Source organism: Streptomyces sp. NPDC051684, assembly GCF_044453445.1.
In the GTDB taxonomy this organism is placed as follows: Bacteria; Actinomycetota; Actinomycetes; order Streptomycetales; family Streptomycetaceae; genus Streptomyces.
In genome coordinates this window covers 97,390-113,565 of the sequence record NZ_JBITCS010000020.1, presented here as the reverse complement: position 1 = coordinate 113,565, position 16,176 = coordinate 97,390, and the positions used below count along the sequence as shown (strand labels likewise).

14 protein-coding genes are annotated in these 16,176 nt (G+C 72.4%); 8 read left to right on the top strand and 6 right to left on the bottom strand.

Features of this window, described 5'->3' with window-relative positions; translation table 11 throughout:
- The first annotated feature begins 97 nt into the window (after nt 1-97).
- Nucleotides 98-1,306, top strand: a complete 1,209-nt coding sequence (gene metK, locus ACIA8D_RS24245) for a methionine adenosyltransferase (RefSeq protein WP_399235351.1) — start codon at nt 98-100, stop codon at nt 1,304-1,306.
- Nucleotides 1,307-1,429: 123 nt separating this feature from the next.
- Nucleotides 1,430-3,571, top strand: coding sequence for a primosomal protein N' (locus tag ACIA8D_RS24240; protein ID WP_399235349.1), 2,142 nt, complete (start codon nt 1,430-1,432; stop codon nt 3,569-3,571).
- Nucleotides 3,572-3,777: 206 nt separating this feature from the next.
- Here the strand turns inward: ACIA8D_RS24240 and ACIA8D_RS24235 are convergent, their stop codons facing one another.
- The 5 genes from ACIA8D_RS24235 to ACIA8D_RS24215 form a co-directional block, all read right to left on the bottom strand.
- Nucleotides 3,778-4,635 (bottom strand): cytochrome c biogenesis CcdA family protein, encoded by an 858-nt coding sequence (locus ACIA8D_RS24235; protein WP_399235347.1) that lies wholly within the window; start codon nt 4,633-4,635, stop codon nt 3,778-3,780.
- Nucleotides 4,628-5,380 (bottom strand): DsbA family protein, encoded by a 753-nt coding sequence (locus ACIA8D_RS24230; protein WP_399235345.1) that lies wholly within the window; start codon nt 5,378-5,380, stop codon nt 4,628-4,630. Before ACIA8D_RS24230 ends, ACIA8D_RS24235 begins: the two co-directional genes overlap by 8 nt.
- A 60-nt stretch (nt 5,381-5,440) precedes the next feature.
- A complete protein-coding gene (locus ACIA8D_RS24225) occupies nt 5,441-5,938 on the bottom strand; it encodes a hypothetical protein (RefSeq protein ID WP_399235343.1) in 498 nt (165 codons plus the stop codon).
- A 55-nt stretch (nt 5,939-5,993) separates the two neighbouring features.
- On the bottom strand, nt 5,994-6,440 hold the full coding sequence (locus ACIA8D_RS24220) for a hypothetical protein (RefSeq protein ID WP_399235341.1): 447 nt from the start codon (nt 6,438-6,440) through the stop codon (nt 5,994-5,996).
- An 82-nt stretch (nt 6,441-6,522) separates the two neighbouring features.
- A complete protein-coding gene (locus ACIA8D_RS24215) occupies nt 6,523-7,092 on the bottom strand; it encodes a hypothetical protein (RefSeq protein WP_399235340.1) in 570 nt (189 codons plus the stop codon).
- Nucleotides 7,093-7,396: 304 nt separating this feature from the next.
- On the opposite strand from ACIA8D_RS24215, the gene fmt reads away from it, so the two are divergent.
- Both fmt and ACIA8D_RS24205 read left to right on the top strand, forming a co-directional pair.
- Nucleotides 7,397-8,326, top strand: coding sequence for a methionyl-tRNA formyltransferase (gene fmt / locus ACIA8D_RS24210; protein ID WP_399235338.1), 930 nt, complete (start codon nt 7,397-7,399; stop codon nt 8,324-8,326).
- 145 nt (nt 8,327-8,471) lie between these two features.
- Nucleotides 8,472-9,911, top strand: coding sequence for an RsmB/NOP family class I SAM-dependent RNA methyltransferase (locus ACIA8D_RS24205; RefSeq protein WP_399235336.1), 1,440 nt, complete (start codon nt 8,472-8,474; stop codon nt 9,909-9,911).
- A 57-nt stretch (nt 9,912-9,968) separates the two neighbouring features.
- Here ACIA8D_RS24205 and ACIA8D_RS24200 read toward each other — a convergent pair whose 3' ends face one another.
- Nucleotides 9,969-12,107, bottom strand: coding sequence for an MMPL family transporter (locus tag ACIA8D_RS24200; protein WP_399235334.1), 2,139 nt, complete (start codon nt 12,105-12,107; stop codon nt 9,969-9,971).
- A 163-nt stretch (nt 12,108-12,270) separates the two neighbouring features.
- Between ACIA8D_RS24200 and rpe the strand changes: the two genes are divergently transcribed.
- The 4 genes from rpe to ACIA8D_RS24180 all read left to right on the top strand — a co-directional run bounded on the left by rpe (nt 12,271) and on the right by ACIA8D_RS24180 (nt 16,154).
- On the top strand, nt 12,271-12,957 hold the full coding sequence (gene rpe, locus ACIA8D_RS24195) for a ribulose-phosphate 3-epimerase (protein ID WP_385763103.1): 687 nt from the start codon (nt 12,271-12,273) through the stop codon (nt 12,955-12,957).
- Between the two features lie 222 nt (nt 12,958-13,179).
- Nucleotides 13,180-14,163: a sugar-binding transcriptional regulator gene (locus ACIA8D_RS24190; protein ID WP_385763194.1), complete on the top strand. Its 984-nt coding sequence runs from the start codon at nt 13,180-13,182 to the stop codon at nt 14,161-14,163.
- Nucleotides 14,164-14,285: 122 nt separating this feature from the next.
- Nucleotides 14,286-14,573 carry a barstar family protein gene (locus tag ACIA8D_RS24185; protein ID WP_399235332.1) on the top strand — a complete coding sequence of 96 codons (288 nt, stop codon included), beginning with the start codon at nt 14,286-14,288 and terminating at the stop codon, nt 14,571-14,573.
- A gap of 138 nt (nt 14,574-14,711) precedes the next feature.
- A complete protein-coding gene (locus ACIA8D_RS24180; protein WP_399235330.1) occupies nt 14,712-16,154 on the top strand; it encodes a GuaB1 family IMP dehydrogenase-related protein in 1,443 nt (480 codons plus the stop codon).
- Nucleotides 16,155-16,176: the final 22 nt, after the last annotated feature.

Sequence of the window (16,176 nt, the reverse complement as noted above, 5' to 3'; positions counted from 1 at the left end):
TACGACCGATAAACTGTTCCCGGACGGTGCCGGGCGCAGCCCCCCGCACCAACCGTCAAATGATCAGCCAGCAGCCGCTGCAACCACAGGGAGCGTTGTGTCCCGTCGCCTGTTCACCTCGGAGTCCGTGACCGAGGGTCACCCCGACAAGATCGCTGACCAGATCAGCGACACCATTCTCGACGCGCTGCTGCGCGAGGACCCCTCGTCCCGCGTCGCCGTCGAGACGCTGATCACCACCGGCCTCGTGCACGTGGCCGGCGAGGTGACCACGAAGGCCTACGCGCCGATCGCGCAGCTCGTGCGCGACAAGATCCTCGAGATCGGCTACGACTCGTCGAAGAAGGGCTTCGACGGCGCGTCCTGCGGCGTCTCGGTCTCCATCGGCTCGCAGTCGCCCGACATCGCACAGGGCGTCGACACGGCGTACGAGAAGCGCGTCGAGGGCGACGAGGACGAGCTCGACAAGCAGGGCGCGGGCGACCAGGGCCTGATGTTCGGCTACGCGTGCGACGAGACGCCGGAGCTCATGCCGCTCCCGATCCACCTCGCGCACCGCCTCTCGCGGCGCCTGTCCGAGGTGCGCAAGAACGGGACGATCCCCTACCTGCGCCCCGACGGCAAGACCCAGGTCACCATCGAGTACGACGGCGACAAGGCGGTCCGCCTGGACACGGTCGTGGTCTCCTCGCAGCACGCGAGCGACATCGACCTGGACTCCCTGCTCGCCCCCGACATCCGCGAGTTCGTGGTGGAGCCGGAGCTGAAGGCGCTGCTCGACGACGGCATCAAGCTGGAGACCGAGAGCTACCGCCTGCTGGTCAACCCGACCGGCCGCTTCGAGATCGGCGGCCCGATGGGCGACGCGGGTCTGACCGGCCGCAAGATCATCATCGACACGTACGGCGGCTACGCCCGGCACGGCGGTGGCGCCTTCTCCGGCAAGGACCCGTCCAAGGTCGACCGCTCGGCCGCGTACGCGATGCGCTGGGTCGCCAAGAACGTCGTGGCCGCGGGTCTCGCCGCGCGCTGCGAGGTCCAGGTCGCGTACGCGATCGGCAAGGCCGAGCCGGTCGGTCTCTTCGTGGAGACCTTCGGTACGGCCACGGTCGACACGGACAAGATCGAGGCCGCGATCTCCGAGGTCTTCGACCTCCGCCCGGCCGCGATCATCCGCGACCTCGACCTGCTCCGCCCGATCTACTCCCAGACGGCCGCCTACGGCCACTTCGGGCGCGCGCTGCCCGACTTCACGTGGGAGAAGACGGACCGCGTGGACGCGCTGCGCAAGGCCGCGGGTCTGTAGGCCCTGAGCCGCTGATTGGTCCGTGGGGCCCGGTTCTCCTTCGGGAGGGCCGGGCCCTTCGGCGTTTCCGGACGCCTTCGCCGACCGGCGCCTGTGTCAGTGCCCTCTGGTAGGAATGCACGTGTGAGCAGCGAGGACGACAGGGGCGACGAGGGCGGGGAGCCGGAGCAGCTTGCGTTGATCCGGGAGAGCGTGCGGGCTGCCAAGGTGCCGAAGGCGAAGCCGCGGACGTGGCGGGGGGCGCCGCTGGCGGACGAATTGCCGGTGGCGCGGGTGCTCGTGGACAAGGGGGTGCTGCATCTCGACCGGTACTTCGAGTACGCGGTGCCGAAGGAGCTGGACGCCGCCGCGCAGCCGGGCGTGCGGGTGCGGGTGCGGTTCGGCGCGGGGAACCGGAACGTGCGGGACGGGCGGCGTGAGGGCGGCGGGCTGATCGACGGGTTTCTCGTCGAGCGGGTCGCCGAGGCCGAGTACCAGGGGCCGCTGGCCGCGCTCGCGCAGGTGGTGTCGCCCGAACCGGTGCTCGACGCGGAGTTGCTCGGGCTGACGCGGGCCGTCGCCGACCGGTACGCCGGGAGCCTTGCCGATGTGCTCCAGCTGGCGATTCCGCCGCGGCACGCCAAGGCGGAGGCCAGGGAGTTTCGCGCTCCGCCCGCGCCGCCAGGGGCGCCCGAGGCCGGCTCCTGGGCGCGGTACGAGCGGGGCGCCGATTTCGTGGGCTCGTTGGCGGCGGGGGGCGCGCCCCGGGCCGTGTGGACGGCGCTGCCCGGGCCCGAGTGGGCCGATGAGATCGCGCGGGCCGTGCGGGCGACGCTCGCTTCGGGGCGGGGCGCGCTCGTCGTCGTGCCGACCGTGCGGCTCGCGGCGCGTGTCGATGCCGCGCTACGGGAGGAGTTGGGGGAGGGGCAGCACGCGCTGCTGACGGCCGATGCCGGTCAGCAGCGGCGGTACTCCGAGTGGCTCGCCGTGCGGCGGGGGGCCGTGCGGGCCGTCGTGGGGACGCGGGCGGCCATGTTCGCGCCCGTTCGGGACCTGGGACTTGTCGTGGTCTGGGAGGACGGGGACCAGCACCACAGCGATGACCACGCCCCCTTCCCGCATGTACGGGAGGTCCTGGAGCTGCGGGCCACGCGCGACAAGTGCGCTTTCCTGCTGGGCAGTTGGAGTTGCACCGTCGAGGCCGCGCAGCTCGTGCGCAGCGGGTGGGCCGCTGCCGTGAGCGCGCCGCGGGATGTCGTACGGCGGGTCGCTCCGCTCGTACGGACCGTGGGGGACCGGGACGTGGCGCGCGACGAGGCGGCGCGGGCCGCCCGCCTGCCGAGCCTCGCGTGGGAGGTGGCGCGGAACGCTCTGCGGGAAGGGCCTGTGCTGGTGCAGGTGCCGCGGCGGGGGTACGTGCCGCGGCTCGCGTGCCAGCGGTGTCGTGAGCCCGCCCGGTGCCGGCAGTGCGCGGGGCCGTTGGAGGCGGGGGAGGCGACCGGGGTGCTCGCGTGCGGTTGGTGCGGGCGCGAGGAAGGGCGCTGGCAGTGTGCCGAGTGCGGGGGGACGCGGTTGCGGGCGCAGGTCGTCGGGGCGCGGCGCACCGCCGAGGAGTTGGGGCGGGCGTTCTCCACGGTGCCGGTGCGGACGTCGGGGCGGGAGCAGGTGCTCGACACGGTGCCGGGGACGCCCGCGCTGGTCGTGAGCACGCCGGGGGCCGAGCCGGTCGCCGAGGGCGGGTACGCGGCGGCGCTGCTGCTCGACGGGTGGGCGATGCTGGGGCGGGCCGATCTGCGGGCGGGGGAGGAGGCGCTGCGGCGGTGGATCGCGGCGTCCGCGCTGGTGCGGCCGCAGGAGGTGGGGGGTGCGGTGGTCGTGGTCGCCGAGCCCACGTTGCGGCCCGTGCAGGCGTTGGTGCGGTGGGATCCGGTGGGGCATGCGGTACGGGAGCTCGCGGACCGGGCGGAACTCGGGTTTCCGCCGGTGTCACGGATGGCGGCGGTCACGGGGACGGCGGAGGCGGTCGCCGGGTTCATGGGGGCGGTGGAACTGCCGGGGGACGCGGAGGTGTTGGGGCCGGTTCCGGTGCCGGAGGCGATACCGGGGGGTGCGCGCCGGGGCGGGGGGCCGCCGGTAGGGGAGCAGTGGGAGCGGGTGCTGGTGCGGGTGCCGCCCGGGAGTGGGGCGGTGCTGGCGCGGGCCCTGAAGCAGGCGCAGGCGGCGCGGATGGCCCGGGGGGCCGGGGAGCCGGTACGGGTTCGGGTGGATCCGCTCGACATCGGGTGAGCGGGAGCGGTGGCTGGCGCGGGGCCGCCCGGCACCGTGGCCGGGGCCGCCGTTCCCGTTGCGCGGCACCGGGGCGCCGCCTTGCCCACCCTGCCGCCCAAGGCGGCAGATTGCCCAAGGCGGGGGCGGTCGACCGCCATGGGTGGGGAGGCGTGGCGGCGGGTGCCGTGTCCCGGCGGATTGCCGAAGGTGGTGGGTGGTGTTGGTTAGTCGTCCGGGTGAGCGTCTCCCTTTGGCGTTCGGAGGCGGTGGGCCGAGCGGAGGAGGGCGTAGAGGGCGGCCAGGGCCGTGACGGTGGCCGTTGTGAGGAGCAGGGTGCGGTCCGAGACCGCGGCGCCCAGTGCCGAGACCTTCTGTTCCAGGCCGAACTCGCTGTCCGTGCTCAGCAGGGAGGGCAGCGCGGACGTGCCGTCGAAGAGCAGGAACAGCACGCCCAGGACGATGAACAGGGCGCCTCCGACGGCCGACGTGGTGTGCAGGGAGAAGCGGCCCACCCGCACGGTCCGCCCCCGCAGCCAGCGTTTGCGGCCCAGGTCGTAGCGGTCCCACAGCAGTGCGAGGAAGAAGATCGGCACGGCCATGCCGAGGGCGTACACCGCGAGCAACAGGCCACCGTGCAGCGGGTTTCCACCGACGGCGGCGACCGTGAGGATGCCGCCGAGGATCGGCCCCGCGCAGAATCCCGCAAGACCGTAGACCGCGCCGAGGGCGAACACGGACAGAGCCGTCCCGGTGCGCCGCCCACCGGCCGCCCGCGCCATGCGCCGCGAGCCGAGCCCGAGCCCGGCGATCTGAGCGGCGCCGAGCGCGATCAGCAGCCAGCCGCCCGCCGTGACGAGCAGATCGCGGTGGCCGTAGAAGAGCCGGCTGGCGAAGGACCCGGCCACACCGAGGGGCACCAACGTCAGGCACAGGCCCACGTAGAACACCGCGGTGCGGGCGAGGAGCCGCGTGCGGCTCGTGAAGGAGTACGCGAAGAACGCCGGCAGGAGCAGCGCGCTGCACGGACTGAGCAGCGCCAGCAGGCCACCGAGGAACGCCGCGAGCAGGCCGATGTCAGTCATCGGCCCCCGCCTCCTTCTCCGCAGCCTCGATCGTCGAGACGAACGTCTTCAACGGCTGCGCCCCGAGGACCGGCCTGCCGTTCACGAGGAAGGCCGGGGTGCTGGTCACCCCCAGTTGGTAGCCCTCGTCCTGGTCGTGCGAGACCGCCTTGCGGGCCGCCGCGCCCGCCATGTCCGAACGGAACCGGTCCAGATCGGGCACGCCCGCCTCGCGGGCCATCGCCACCAGCTTCTCGGTGCTGAACTCGCCCGCGTTGCGCTCGCGCGGCTTGCCGAAGGCGGTGTCGTAGAACGGCCAGAACTTCTTCTGCCGGCCCGCGGCCCAGCCCGCCAGGGCGGCCTGCTCGGACTCCTTGCCGAAGACGGGGAAGTTGTGCCACTCGATGCGCAGGACGCCCTTGTCGACATAGCGACGCAGCAGTTCGGGCCCGGTCTCGCGGGCGAACTGACCGCAGAACGGGCACTGGAAGTCCGCGTACTCGATCAGCACGACGGGCGCGTCGGCGCGGCCCACGGCCAGCGCGTCGGACGCGTCGCGCCGGGCAAGGGCGAGGAGCCCGTCGTCGGCGGGAGCCGGGGAGGGGGTGCTGACGGACGCGGCGGCCGAAGGCTTGTCGCGGGCCGCTTTCCGAGTGGAGTCGGCGTCGCCGTTCATGGTGAGCGCGAACGTGGCGGTCGCCGCGGCGGCCACGAACACGCCGCCGGCCACGTACAGGCGCAGGCGGTGGGAGGGGGTGGAAGGCATGGGGAAGTTCCTTGCGTGGGCCTACGTAGGCATACGTAGGCGAAGGAGGTGGAGCAGGTGTCAGGAGCGGGCGCCGCGCGTCAGGCGGGCCCGGCCGGGGGTGCAGACCGTCGCGTTGCTCAGGCGGCGCAGCGCCGCCTCGGCGAGCAGGGCGACGGAGACCACGGCGAGCAGCGGCTGCAACGGGGCCCAGTAACTGAGCGCGCCCGACGTACCGATCAGCAGCAGCACCAGCTTGTTGCAGACGGGGCAGCCGACCGCGAAGAACGACAGCACCGCGCCCCCCGCGCCGAAGCGGCTCATCCGCTCAGTGCGGGACGCCGTGACGTACGTACCGAGGACGAGTCCGGCGAGGACCGAGGTCAGGGCGAGGGCCGGGTAGTTCCACCACTGGACGGGGACGGAACGGCCGAACAGCGGGTTGGGCACGACATCCGTCGGGATGCCGACGACGGCGGCGGTGACCAGCGCACCGGCGCCCGCGACCCACCACTGTCGAGCCCGCCATGCGAGCAGCGACCGGCCCGCCCGGCTGACAGAGCGCCGGGAAGAGCGCATAGGAAGGACTCCGTTCAACTGCGGGAAGAGGGAAGGCGGGACCACACGGGTCGGCCTAGATCCGCAGGACGGAGTGGGTGGCGGGTGGTGGGGGTGGCTCCGGTCCGCAGGCGCGGGCGTGGACGGCGTCCGGGGCGAACCGCGGTGTGACGTCGGGGGCCAGGGCGGCGCCGGCGAGCGCGGGCGCGTGGGCCTCGCTCTGGGCGGCGCGGGAGGTGCCGGACTCGGCGACGGCCTTGACCTTGCCGCACGGCGTCGTGGAAGCGGCCGACGCCTGGGGCCGCGCCCCGGCCTGCGCGCTCGTCGGCGAGCCAACCTGCGCGCTCACGTGCGTGGTTACGTGTGTGTCGACCTGTGCGACCGCCGGTCGCTCCGCCGTCACCGGCCGCTGCTCCATCGCGCGCGAGAACACGCACAGCACACCGACGAAGGCGACCAGGAGTGCAAGGGTTCCGCGCAGCACGACCGATGTCGTGGCCGAACGGGGTACCCATCGCCTCATGTCGGACACCCTATGCCACATACTTCTGCCGCCCCGTGCGCCAGGTCGCGCACGGGGCGGCAGAAGTGTCCGACGCGGCGGCTCAGCCGTGGCGCGGGCCGGGGAAGGCGCTGGGCCGCGAGTCGTCGCGCAGGCCCGTCGTGACCGCGGTCGGCTGGGTGGGCAGCGCGCGGGCGACGGGCACCAACGGGCCCGCTCCCATCGGCATGGAGGGACGCGCGGCCCCCGCGGGGGACGGCACGGCGGGGGCCGGCGACGCCGGGGTCTCCGCCCCGCGCTCGGCCTCGGCCGCCGCCTGGGTGACCGCCCTGCGCGCCCCGTACCGGCGGTGCACCGCCTGCTTGGTGACGCCGAGCGCGGAGCCCACCGCGTCCCACGAGAACCCCAGCGAACGGTCGAAGTCCACGGCTGCGGTGACCAATGTCTCGACGCTGTCGCGCAGTTCCTGGGCGAGACGGACGGTGGGGGCGGGCGCCCTCCCGTAGACGACGAACCCCGCGGAGGGGCCTGAGCGGCGCGGGCGGTAGACGTTGCCCAGCTGTGCGGTGAGGGTGCGCAGTGCGTCCACCTGACGGCGGACCCGCTCGATGTCCCGCACAAGAAGATGCAGGCTGGCCCGTGCCTGGGCGTCGTGGGTTGCGTGGTCGGCCATGAACAAGCCTCTCGAACCGGCGATGAAAAAGGATCGGGCCACGCTCGCGTCAAGCGACACCGACGAAGACGAGCGCACGCCGTGTGAACGACGAGCGGACGATGACGAATGACTGAATGCGGCCCATTGACTGGTCAACTCTTTCTTGACCAACGCGCCATTCGGTGAGTGGTCACGCTGTTCGGGCGTATCCGCATATGCGAGGGGCGCACGTCGCGACGTGCGCCCCGTACGCGCCCGCCGCACGGCGCCCATAGACTGGTGCGCTGCCCGTGACCCTGCCCCGAGAGGCTGTACGCCACCGATGAAGCTCGTCTTCGCAGGCACCCCCGAGGTCGCCGTTCCCGCCCTGGATGCCCTGATCGCCTCCGACCGGCACGAGGTCGCCGCGGTCGTCACCCGGCCCGACGCACCGGCGGGGCGCGGCCGTCGCCTGGTCGCGAGCCCGGTCGCCGAGCGGGCGGAGGAGGCCGGCATCGAGGTGCTCAAGCCGGCCAAGCCGCGCGACGAGGAGTTCCTGGCGCGGCTGCGCGAGATCGGCCCCGACTGCTGCCCGGTTGTCGCGTACGGGGCGCTGCTCCCGAAGGTCGCGCTCGACGTGCCCGCCCACGGCTGGGTCAATCTGCACTTCTCGCTGCTGCCCGCATGGCGGGGCGCGGCCCCCGTGCAGCACGCGGTGATGGCGGGCGACGAGATCACCGGCGCGTCCACGTTCCTCATCGAGGAGGGGCTCGACTCCGGGCCGGTGTACGGGACGGTGACCGAGGCGGTCCGGGGCACCGACACCAGCGGCGACCTGCTCACCCGGCTCGCGTTCGCGGGCGCCGGGCTGCTCTCCGCGACGATGGACGGGATCGAGGACGGTTCGGTGCAGGCCGTGCCGCAGCCCGCCGACGGCATCACGCTCGCGCCGAAGATCACCGTGGACGACGCCCGGATCGACTGGAACGCGCCCGCCCTCCGGGTCGACCGGGTCGTCCGCGGCTGCACGCCCGCGCCGGGCGCCTGGACCGAGTTCCGCGGGGAGCGGCTCAAGGTGCGCACGGCCGTCCTCGCGCCCGACCGGACCGATCTGGCGCCCGGTGAGATCAGCGCGGGCAAGAAGAACCTCTACGTGGGCACCGGTTCGCACGCCGTCGAGCTGCTCTGGGTGCAGGCGCAGGGCAAGAAGCCGATGGCCGCGGCGGACTGGGCGCGCGGCACCCGGATCGCCGAGGGCGAGACCCTGGGCTGACGGGTCCCGCGAGGACCGCTGTGGGGCGCTGTCGGCGCCGGGACGTACCCTGGGAGGGTTCATCCCGGCGTACTGCCTGTACGTAGCACCGATCCCGGTCTGCGACCGTGCGCAGCGCCCGTACGATCCCAGCAGCGGAGCACCTTTGAGCGACCAGCCCGGCCGGCCCCCTCGTAAGCCCGGCAAGCCCCACCGTCGTCCCAAGAAGGACCCCGTGCGCATCCTCGCCTTCGAGGCGTTGCGCGCGGTGGACGAGCGGGACGCGTACGCGAACCTCGTGCTGCCGCCGCTGCTGCGCAAGGCGCGCGAGAAGGAGGGCCCCGACAAGTTCGACGGGCGGGACGCCGCGCTCGCGACCGAGCTCGTGTACGGGACGCTGCGCAGGCAGGGGACGTACGACGCGATCGTGGCGGCCTGCATCGACCGGCCGCTGCGCGAGGTCGACCCGCCGGTTCTGGATGTGCTGAATCTGGGTGTGCACCAGCTGCTGGGGACGAGGATTCCGACGCACGCCGCCGTGTCCGCGTCGGTCGAGCTGGCGCGCGTCGTGCTCGGCGACGGGCGGGCCAAGTTCGTCAACGCCGTGCTGCGGAAGGTCTCGCAGCACGATCTCGACGCCTGGGTCGAGAGGGTCGCGCCGCCCTACGACGAGGACCCCGACGATCACCTGGCCGTGGTGCATTCGCATCCGCGATGGGTTGTTTCCGCTCTGTGGGACTCGCTGGGCGGCGGGCGTGCCGGGATCGAGGACCTCCTGGAGGCCGACAACGAGCGGCCCGAGGTGACGCTCGTGGCGCGGCCCGGAAGGACCACGGCCGAGGCCGTACTCGCCGAGGTGGGCGAGGATTCGGGGCTTCCCGGGCGCTGGTCGCCGTACGCCGTGCGGCTCGCCGAGGGGGGTGAGCCGGGCTCGTTCGACATCGTGCGCTCGGGCCGTGCCGGCGTGCAGGACGAGGGCAGTCAGCTGGTAGCCATCGCACTCGCGAACGCTCCGATCGAGGGGCGCGACGAGAAGTGGCTCGACGGCTGCGCGGGCCCCGGCGGCAAGGCGGCCATGCTGGCCGGGCTCGCGAGTGAGCGGGGCGCGACGCTGCTCGCCTCCGAGAAGCAGCCGCACCGGGCCGGGCTCGTCGCGAAGGCGCTGGCCGGGAACCCGGGGCCGTACCAAGTGATGGCCGCGGACGGGACGCGGCCGCCGTGGGGGCCCGAGACGTTCGACCGGATCCTGATGGACGTTCCCTGCACGGGACTTGGGGCCCTGCGGCGGCGTCCGGAGGCGCGGTGGCGGCGGCGGCCCGAGGACCTGGACGGGTTCGGTCCGCTGCAACGGGGGTTGCTGCGCAAGGCACTTGAGTCCGTGCGGGTGGGCGGTGTCGTGGGGTATGCGACGTGCTCGCCGCACCTCGCGGAGACGCGGGCGGTCGTGGACGATGTGCTGAAGCAGGTCGCGGGGGCGGAACTCGTCGATGCGCGGCCGTTTTTGGAGGGGGTGCCGGCGTTGGGGGAGGGGCCGGATGTGCAGTTGTGGCCGCATCTGCATGGGACCGATGCGATGTATTTGGCGTTGATTCGGCGTACGGCGTAGGTGTCGTTGCGGCCGGCCGGGGTTGAAAGACCGGGGTTCTGCCCCGGACCCCGCTCCTCAATCGCCGGAGGGGCTTGAAATGTGCTCAGTAGAGTTCGGCCACCACACCCGTGAGCCCACGTCCAGGAACAAGGACGTCACCAGGATCGAGCGCACCACGAAGGTGTCCAGGAGGACGCCCACCGCCACCGCGAAGCCGATCTCCGCGAAGGCGACCATGGGGAGCGTGCCGAGGGCCGCGAAGGTGCCCGCGAGGACCAGGCCCGCCGACGTGATCACCGCGCCGGTCGCGGCCAGGCCCGTGACGACGCCGGAGCGCGTGCCCTGGCGTGCGGCCTCCTCACGGATGCGGGTCGTGAGGAAGATGTTGTAGTCGATGCCGAGCGCCACCAGGAACACGAAGACGAACAGCGGGAAGTCCGTCGACTCGCCCGCGTAGTCGAAGAGGTGGCGGAAGGCCAGCGCGCTGATGCCGAGGGCCGCCGCGAAGGACAGCACGACCGTCGTGATCAGCAACAGGGGTGCCACCAGGGCCCGTAGGAGCAGGCCGAGGATCAGCAGGACGACCACCAGCACCAGCGGGATCACCAGCTTGTTGTCGTGCGTGGTCGCCCGGTCCATGTCGAGCAGCGCCGCGGTGCCGCCGCCCACCTTGGCCTCCGCGCCGTCCACGTCGTGCACCGCGGCCCGTACGCGGTCCACCGTGTCCTTGGCGGCCTGGCTGTCGGACGGAGCCGTCGTCGTCGCCTCGAAGAGGATCCGGCCGTCCGCCGCCGGCTTGGTGTTCGGTGGCACGCCGATGCTGCCGCGCACGACGCCCTCCGTCGTGGCGACCGCGCGCCGCACCTGCTCGCCCTGCGCCTGGTTCGCGACGACGACCAGCGGGTCGCCGGTGCCCGCGGGGAAGTACTCCGCCGAGATCTCCTGTCCCACGATCGAGTCGGGTTTGTCGGTGAACGAGTCGGCGTTGCTGATGCCGCTCGCCTTCAGCTGGATCAGGCCGAGGGAGAGCAGCGCGAGCGCCGCCGCCGTCGCGATCCACACCAGGCGCGGGCGGCGCGCGATCCTTCGCCCGGTGCGCGCCCACACGCCCCGCTCGGTGGGCTCCGGCGAGCCGACGTGCGGGATCACCGGCCAGAACAGCCAGCGGCCGAAGATCACCAGGAGGGCCGGGAACAGCGTCAGCATCGCGAGCAGGGCGACGGCGACGCCGATCGCCGCGACGGGACCGAGGCCGCGCGTCGAGTTCATGTCGGCCGTCAGCAGGACCAGCATGCTCAGGACGACCGTCGCGCCCGACGCGAGCACCGCGGGGCCCGCCCGGTGCAGGGCAAGGGCCATCGCCTCGTGCCGGTCCTCGTGTCGGCGCAGCTCCTCGCGGTAGCGGGCGACGAGAAGCAGCGCGTAGTCCGTCCCCGCGCCGAACACGAGGACGGTCAGGATGCCCGCGCTCTGCCCGTTGACGGTGAGCCCGGCGTGCTGGGCGAGGAGATAGATCAGCGCCTGCGCCGTGAACAGCGCCGCCACCACGCTCAGCACCGGTACGAGCAGCAGGGACGGGCTGCGGTACGTGCACAGCAGGATCACGACCACGATGCCGAGGGCGGAGAACAGGAGCGTGGAGTCGATGCCCTCGAACGCCTCGGAGAAGTCCGCCGAGGTGCCTCCCGGGCCGGTGATGTGGATCCGCAGACCGTCCGCCGACGTACCGGCCTCGTCCCGGATGGAGTCGACGGCGGGCGCGATCCGTTCCCAGCCCTTCGAGTCCATCGTGATCGGGACGTAGACCTGGGCCGCGGACGGCCCCGGCCGCTTGTCGAAGAGCGGGCCGCGGGTCTCCGTGCCCCGCACGCCATGGGCGCTCAACTGCTTGATCTGGGCGACATCCTTGGCGATCCGGGCCCGGTCCGCGACGGTGAGCCCGCCCCCGCGCGCGTAGACGACCACGGCGGGGATGGTCTCCGGCCTGAAGTCCTTGGACAGGTCGAGGACTTGGGTGGACTCGGCGGAGCCGGGCAGCCAGGACTGCGCGTCGTTGTCCTGGGCGTCGGTGAGCTTCTGGGCGAGCGGTGCCGTGCCGACGATGACGACCAGCCACAGCAGCAGCACCAGCCACTTGCTGCGCCGCCCGCACACCAGCCACGCGACGCCCCGGCGCTCGGGCGCCGTGCTCACCGTGCTCTGCTCGTCCGCCATGGCGTCCCCCGCTGCGTCGTGCGCGGTGCTCCCCCGGGGGCCTTGGGCCGGCCCCTCCTGCGAGCCGCCAAGAATGGCACGGGCGGGCACGGCTCGGTATCGGTCTCGGGTATGGGGACGGACCGAGGCGGAGCGGGGGGCCGGGGCATGGCACGCTTGGGGCATGGCCGTGCAGATCAACCCCAGTATCCTGTCCGCGGACTTCGCCCGCCTTGCCGACGAGGCAAAGGCCGCCGAAGGCGCCGATTGGCTCCATGTCGACGTCATGGACAACCACTTCGTCCCGAACCTGACCCTCGGGGTTCCGGTCGTAGAGTCGCTGGCGCGGGCGACGGACACCCCGCTGGACTGCCACCTGATGATCGAGGACCCCGATCGCTGGGCCCCGCAGTACGTCGAAGCGGGTGCCGGGTCCGTCACCTTCCACGCGGAGGCCGCCGCCGCCCCCGTCCGGCTCGCGCGCGAGATCCGCGCCAAGGGCGCCCGCGCCTCGATGGCCCTGAAGCCGGCGACACCGATCGAGCCGTACGAGGACCTGCTCCCCGAGCTCGACATGCTGCTGATCATGACGGTTGAGCCGGGATTCGGCGGGCAGGCGTTCCTGGACATCATGCTGCCCAAGATCCGCCGCACCCGTGAGCTGATCGGAAAGCACGGCCTGGAGCTCTGGCTGCAGGTCGACGGCGGAGTGTCCGCCGCGACGATCGAGCGGTGCGCCGAGGCGGGCGCCGACGTCTTCGTAGCCGGTTCGGCCGTCTACGGGGCGAAGGATCCGGCGGAGGCGGTACGTGCACTGCGCACCCAGGCGGAGGGCGCCACGGCGTCCGCGGCCTGGGCGTGCGACCACTGAGCCACCGGTACATGAACGGCGTCCATCGGGGCTGATCAACCGCGTCGGATCTGCAAGGATGAACGGCGTATGCAGGTTGTGTGCAGCGGTCGAATCGTGAGTCGATTCATGAGCAGCAGTCGAATTCATGGCTTAAGAGAAGTTTCGTGACGTAATTCGTGACGTAAGAGAAGTGAGGAGAACGCCGTGTCCGCATCATCGGCGGGACGGGCGGCCCTGCGGATGGGACCCGCGGAGCTGGTGCAGGCGGCGGCCATGGCCCGTCGCTTCTACCTCGAGAACAAGTCCAAGATCCAGATCGCCGAGGAGTTCGGCGTGAGCCGCTTCAAGGTGGCGCGGGTTCTCGAGACGGCCCTCGAGCGGGATCTCGTCCGCATCGAGATCCGGGTCCCTGCCGAGCTGGACGCCGAGCGTTCCGACGCGCTGCGGGCCCGCTACGGGCTGCGGCACGCGGTCGTGGTCGAGTCGCCGGCCGAGGTCGACGAGTCCCCCGACCCGGAGAACCTGGGCGAGGTCGCGGCCGATCTGCTGGGCGAGCTGGTCACCGAGGGCGATGTGCTCGGCCTCGCGTGGGGCCGCTCCACCATCCACATGGCGGCCGCCCTCGACCGGCTTCCGCCGTGCACGGTGGTGCAGTTGACGGGTGTGTACGACGCCGGGACCGCCGAGCGCGGATCGGTCGAGGCCGTGCGCCGCGCCGCGCAGGTGTCGGGCGGCGACGCGCACCCCATCTACGCGCCGATGCTGCTGCCGGACGCCGCGACGGCGGCGGCGCTGCGCAACCAGACGGGGATCGCCCGCGCCTTCGAGTACTTCGACAAGGTCACCGTCGCGTGCGTGTCCATCGGCTCCTGGGAGCCGGGCATCTCGACCGTGCACGACATGCTGAGCGACGAGGAGCGCGCGCACTACGCGTCCCTGGGCGTCGCCGCCGAGATGTCCGCGCATCTCTTCGACGCGCAGGGGCGTCGGGTCGGGCGTGACCTGGGGGAGCGGTGCATCACCGTCGAGGCGGATCGCCTCCGGCGGATACCGGAGGTCGTGGCGATCGCGGGTGGGCAGCGGAAGGCTGCCGCCATTGACGCGGTGTTGCGGTCGGGGCTGGTGACCAGTCTGGTCACCGATACCGCGGCGGCTGATTTCCTGTTGGCGGCCGGGTCTGCGCCGAAGCCGGCGTTGCAGCGGGCGGATCCCGACGGGGTGTGAGGCCGGAGGCGGGGTTGACGTCGCGGGGCTCTGCCCCGGGCCCCGCGCCTCAGCCGCCGGCGGGGCTTGAAATGGCTCGATCGCCGACGGCAGCGTGAATGCCGGCTTGTTTTGGAGGATCGGTGAGTGTGCGGCGGCTCGATCTTCAGGGCGTGGTCGACAAGGACGAGTTCATGGAGCGGTGTGCCGCCGCGCTGGAGCTGCCGTCGTGGTTCGGGCGGAACTGGGACGCCCTCGCCGACGCCCTCGGTGATCCGGGGCAGCTGCCCGAGGCCCCCGAGGGCGAGCCGCTCGCCGTCGTCGTGACCGGATGGGCCGGATTCGAGGCGCGGGAGCCGGCGCAGTGGGCGATCGCCCGTGAGGTGTTCGCACAGGCGTCGGCCGCGCGGATCCGCTTCGAGCTTGGATGATCATCCAGGCCGGGCCCCTGACCTTGGGACGTTCGGCCCGAAGACGCGTCTGCGGGCGGCATGGGAAAATGAAGTACGTGCTTTGTGCCCCGGCGGCAGACTTCCGGGGTCCCCTTCTACCGACTGGGATGTCCGCACGTGCGTTTCCTCAATGACATCAAGCCCGCGTACGACCTGACGTACGACGACGTCTTCATGGTGCCGAGCCGGAGCGCCGTCGGCTCCCGGCAGGCCGTGGACCTCTCGTCGCCGGACGGCACGGGCACCACGATCCCGCTGGTCGTCGCCAACATGACCGCGATCGCCGGGCGTCGGATGGCTGAGACCGTCGCCCGCCGCGGTGGCCTTGTCGTCATTCCGCAGGACATCCCGATCGAGGTCGTCACCGAGGTCATCTCCTGGGTCAAGACGCGGCACCTGGTGCTCGACACCCCGATCGTGCTCGCCCCGCACCAGACCGTCGCGGACGCCCTCGCGCTGCTCAACAAGCGCGCGCACAACGCCGGTGTCGTCGTCGACGGCGAGCAGCGGCCCGTCGGTGTCGTCACCGACCAGGACCTGACCGGCGTCGACCGCTTCACGCAGCTGTCCGAGGTCATGTCCAAGGACCTGCTGCTGCTCGACGCGGACATCGACCCGCGCGACGCCTTCAACAAGCTGGACGGCGCCAACCGCCGCTACGCCCCGGCCGTGGACCAGGACGGCCGCCTCGCCGGCATCCTGACCCGCACCGGCGCCCTGCGCGCGACCCTCTACACCCCGGCCACCGACGCCAACGGCAAGCTGCGCATCGCCGCCGCCGTCGGCATCAACGGCGACGTCGCGGGCAAGGCCAAGCAGCTGCTCGACGCCGGCGCCGACACGCTCGTCATCGACACGGCCCACGGCCACCAGGAGTCGATGATCGAGGCCATCAAGAAGGTGCGCGCGCTCGACCCGCAGGTGCCGATCGTGGCGGGCAACATCGTCGCCGCGGAGGGCGTGAAGGACCTGATCGAGGCCGGCGCCGACATCATCAAGGTCGGGGTCGGCCCGGGCGCGATGTGCACGACCCGGATGATGACCGGCGTCGGCCGGCCGCAGTTCTCCGCCGTCCTGGAGTGCGCCGCCGAGGCCGCGAAGTACGGCAAGCACGTGTGGGCCGACGGTGGCGTGCGGCACCCGCGCGACGTCGCCATGGCGCTCGCGGCCGGTGCGTCGAACGTGATGATCGGTTCGTGGTTCGCGGGCACGTACGAGTCCCCGGGCGACCTGCAGCACGACGCCAAGGGCCGCGCCTACAAGGAGTCCTTCGGCATGGCCTCCGCGCGCGCCGTGAAGAACCGGACGAGCGAGGAGTCCTCGTACGACCGCGCGCGCAAGGCGCTCTTCGAGGAGGGCATCTCCACCTCGCGGATGTTCCTCGACCCGGAGCGCCCGGGCGTCGAGGACCTGATCGACTCGGTCATCGCGGGTGTCCGCTCCTCCTGCACGTACGCCGGTGCCAACTCGCTCGCCGAGTTCGAGCAGCGCGCCACCATCGGCATCCAGTCCGCCGCCGGTTACGCCGAGGGCAAGCCGCTGCACGCCAGCTGGAGCTGACCCCTCCCAGAGCCCGGCGCGA

Excerpts from the sequence above, each read along its gene's own strand:
- fmt (WP_399235338.1), top strand. The coding sequence starts at position 7,397 with ATGAAGCTCGTCTTCGCAGGCACCCCCGAGGTCGCCGTTCCCGCCCTG.
- ACIA8D_RS24215 (WP_399235340.1), bottom strand. The coding sequence starts at position 7,092 with ATGGCCGACCACGCAACCCACGACGCCCAGGCACGGGCCAGCCTGCAT.
- ACIA8D_RS24220 (WP_399235341.1), bottom strand. The coding sequence starts at position 6,440 with ATGAGGCGATGGGTACCCCGTTCGGCCACGACATCGGTCGTGCTGCGC.
- ACIA8D_RS24230 (WP_399235345.1), bottom strand. The coding sequence starts at position 5,380 with ATGCCTTCCACCCCCTCCCACCGCCTGCGCCTGTACGTGGCCGGCGGC.
- ACIA8D_RS24190 (WP_385763194.1), top strand. The coding sequence starts at position 13,180 with ATGGGACCCGCGGAGCTGGTGCAGGCGGCGGCCATGGCCCGTCGCTTC.
- ACIA8D_RS24200 (WP_399235334.1), bottom strand. The coding sequence starts at position 12,107 with ATGGCGGACGAGCAGAGCACGGTGAGCACGGCGCCCGAGCGCCGGGGC.
- rpe (WP_385763103.1), top strand. The coding sequence starts at position 12,271 with ATGGCCGTGCAGATCAACCCCAGTATCCTGTCCGCGGACTTCGCCCGC.
- ACIA8D_RS24225 (WP_399235343.1), bottom strand. The coding sequence starts at position 5,938 with ATGCGCTCTTCCCGGCGCTCTGTCAGCCGGGCGGGCCGGTCGCTGCTC.
- ACIA8D_RS24235 (WP_399235347.1), bottom strand. The coding sequence starts at position 4,635 with ATGACTGACATCGGCCTGCTCGCGGCGTTCCTCGGTGGCCTGCTGGCG.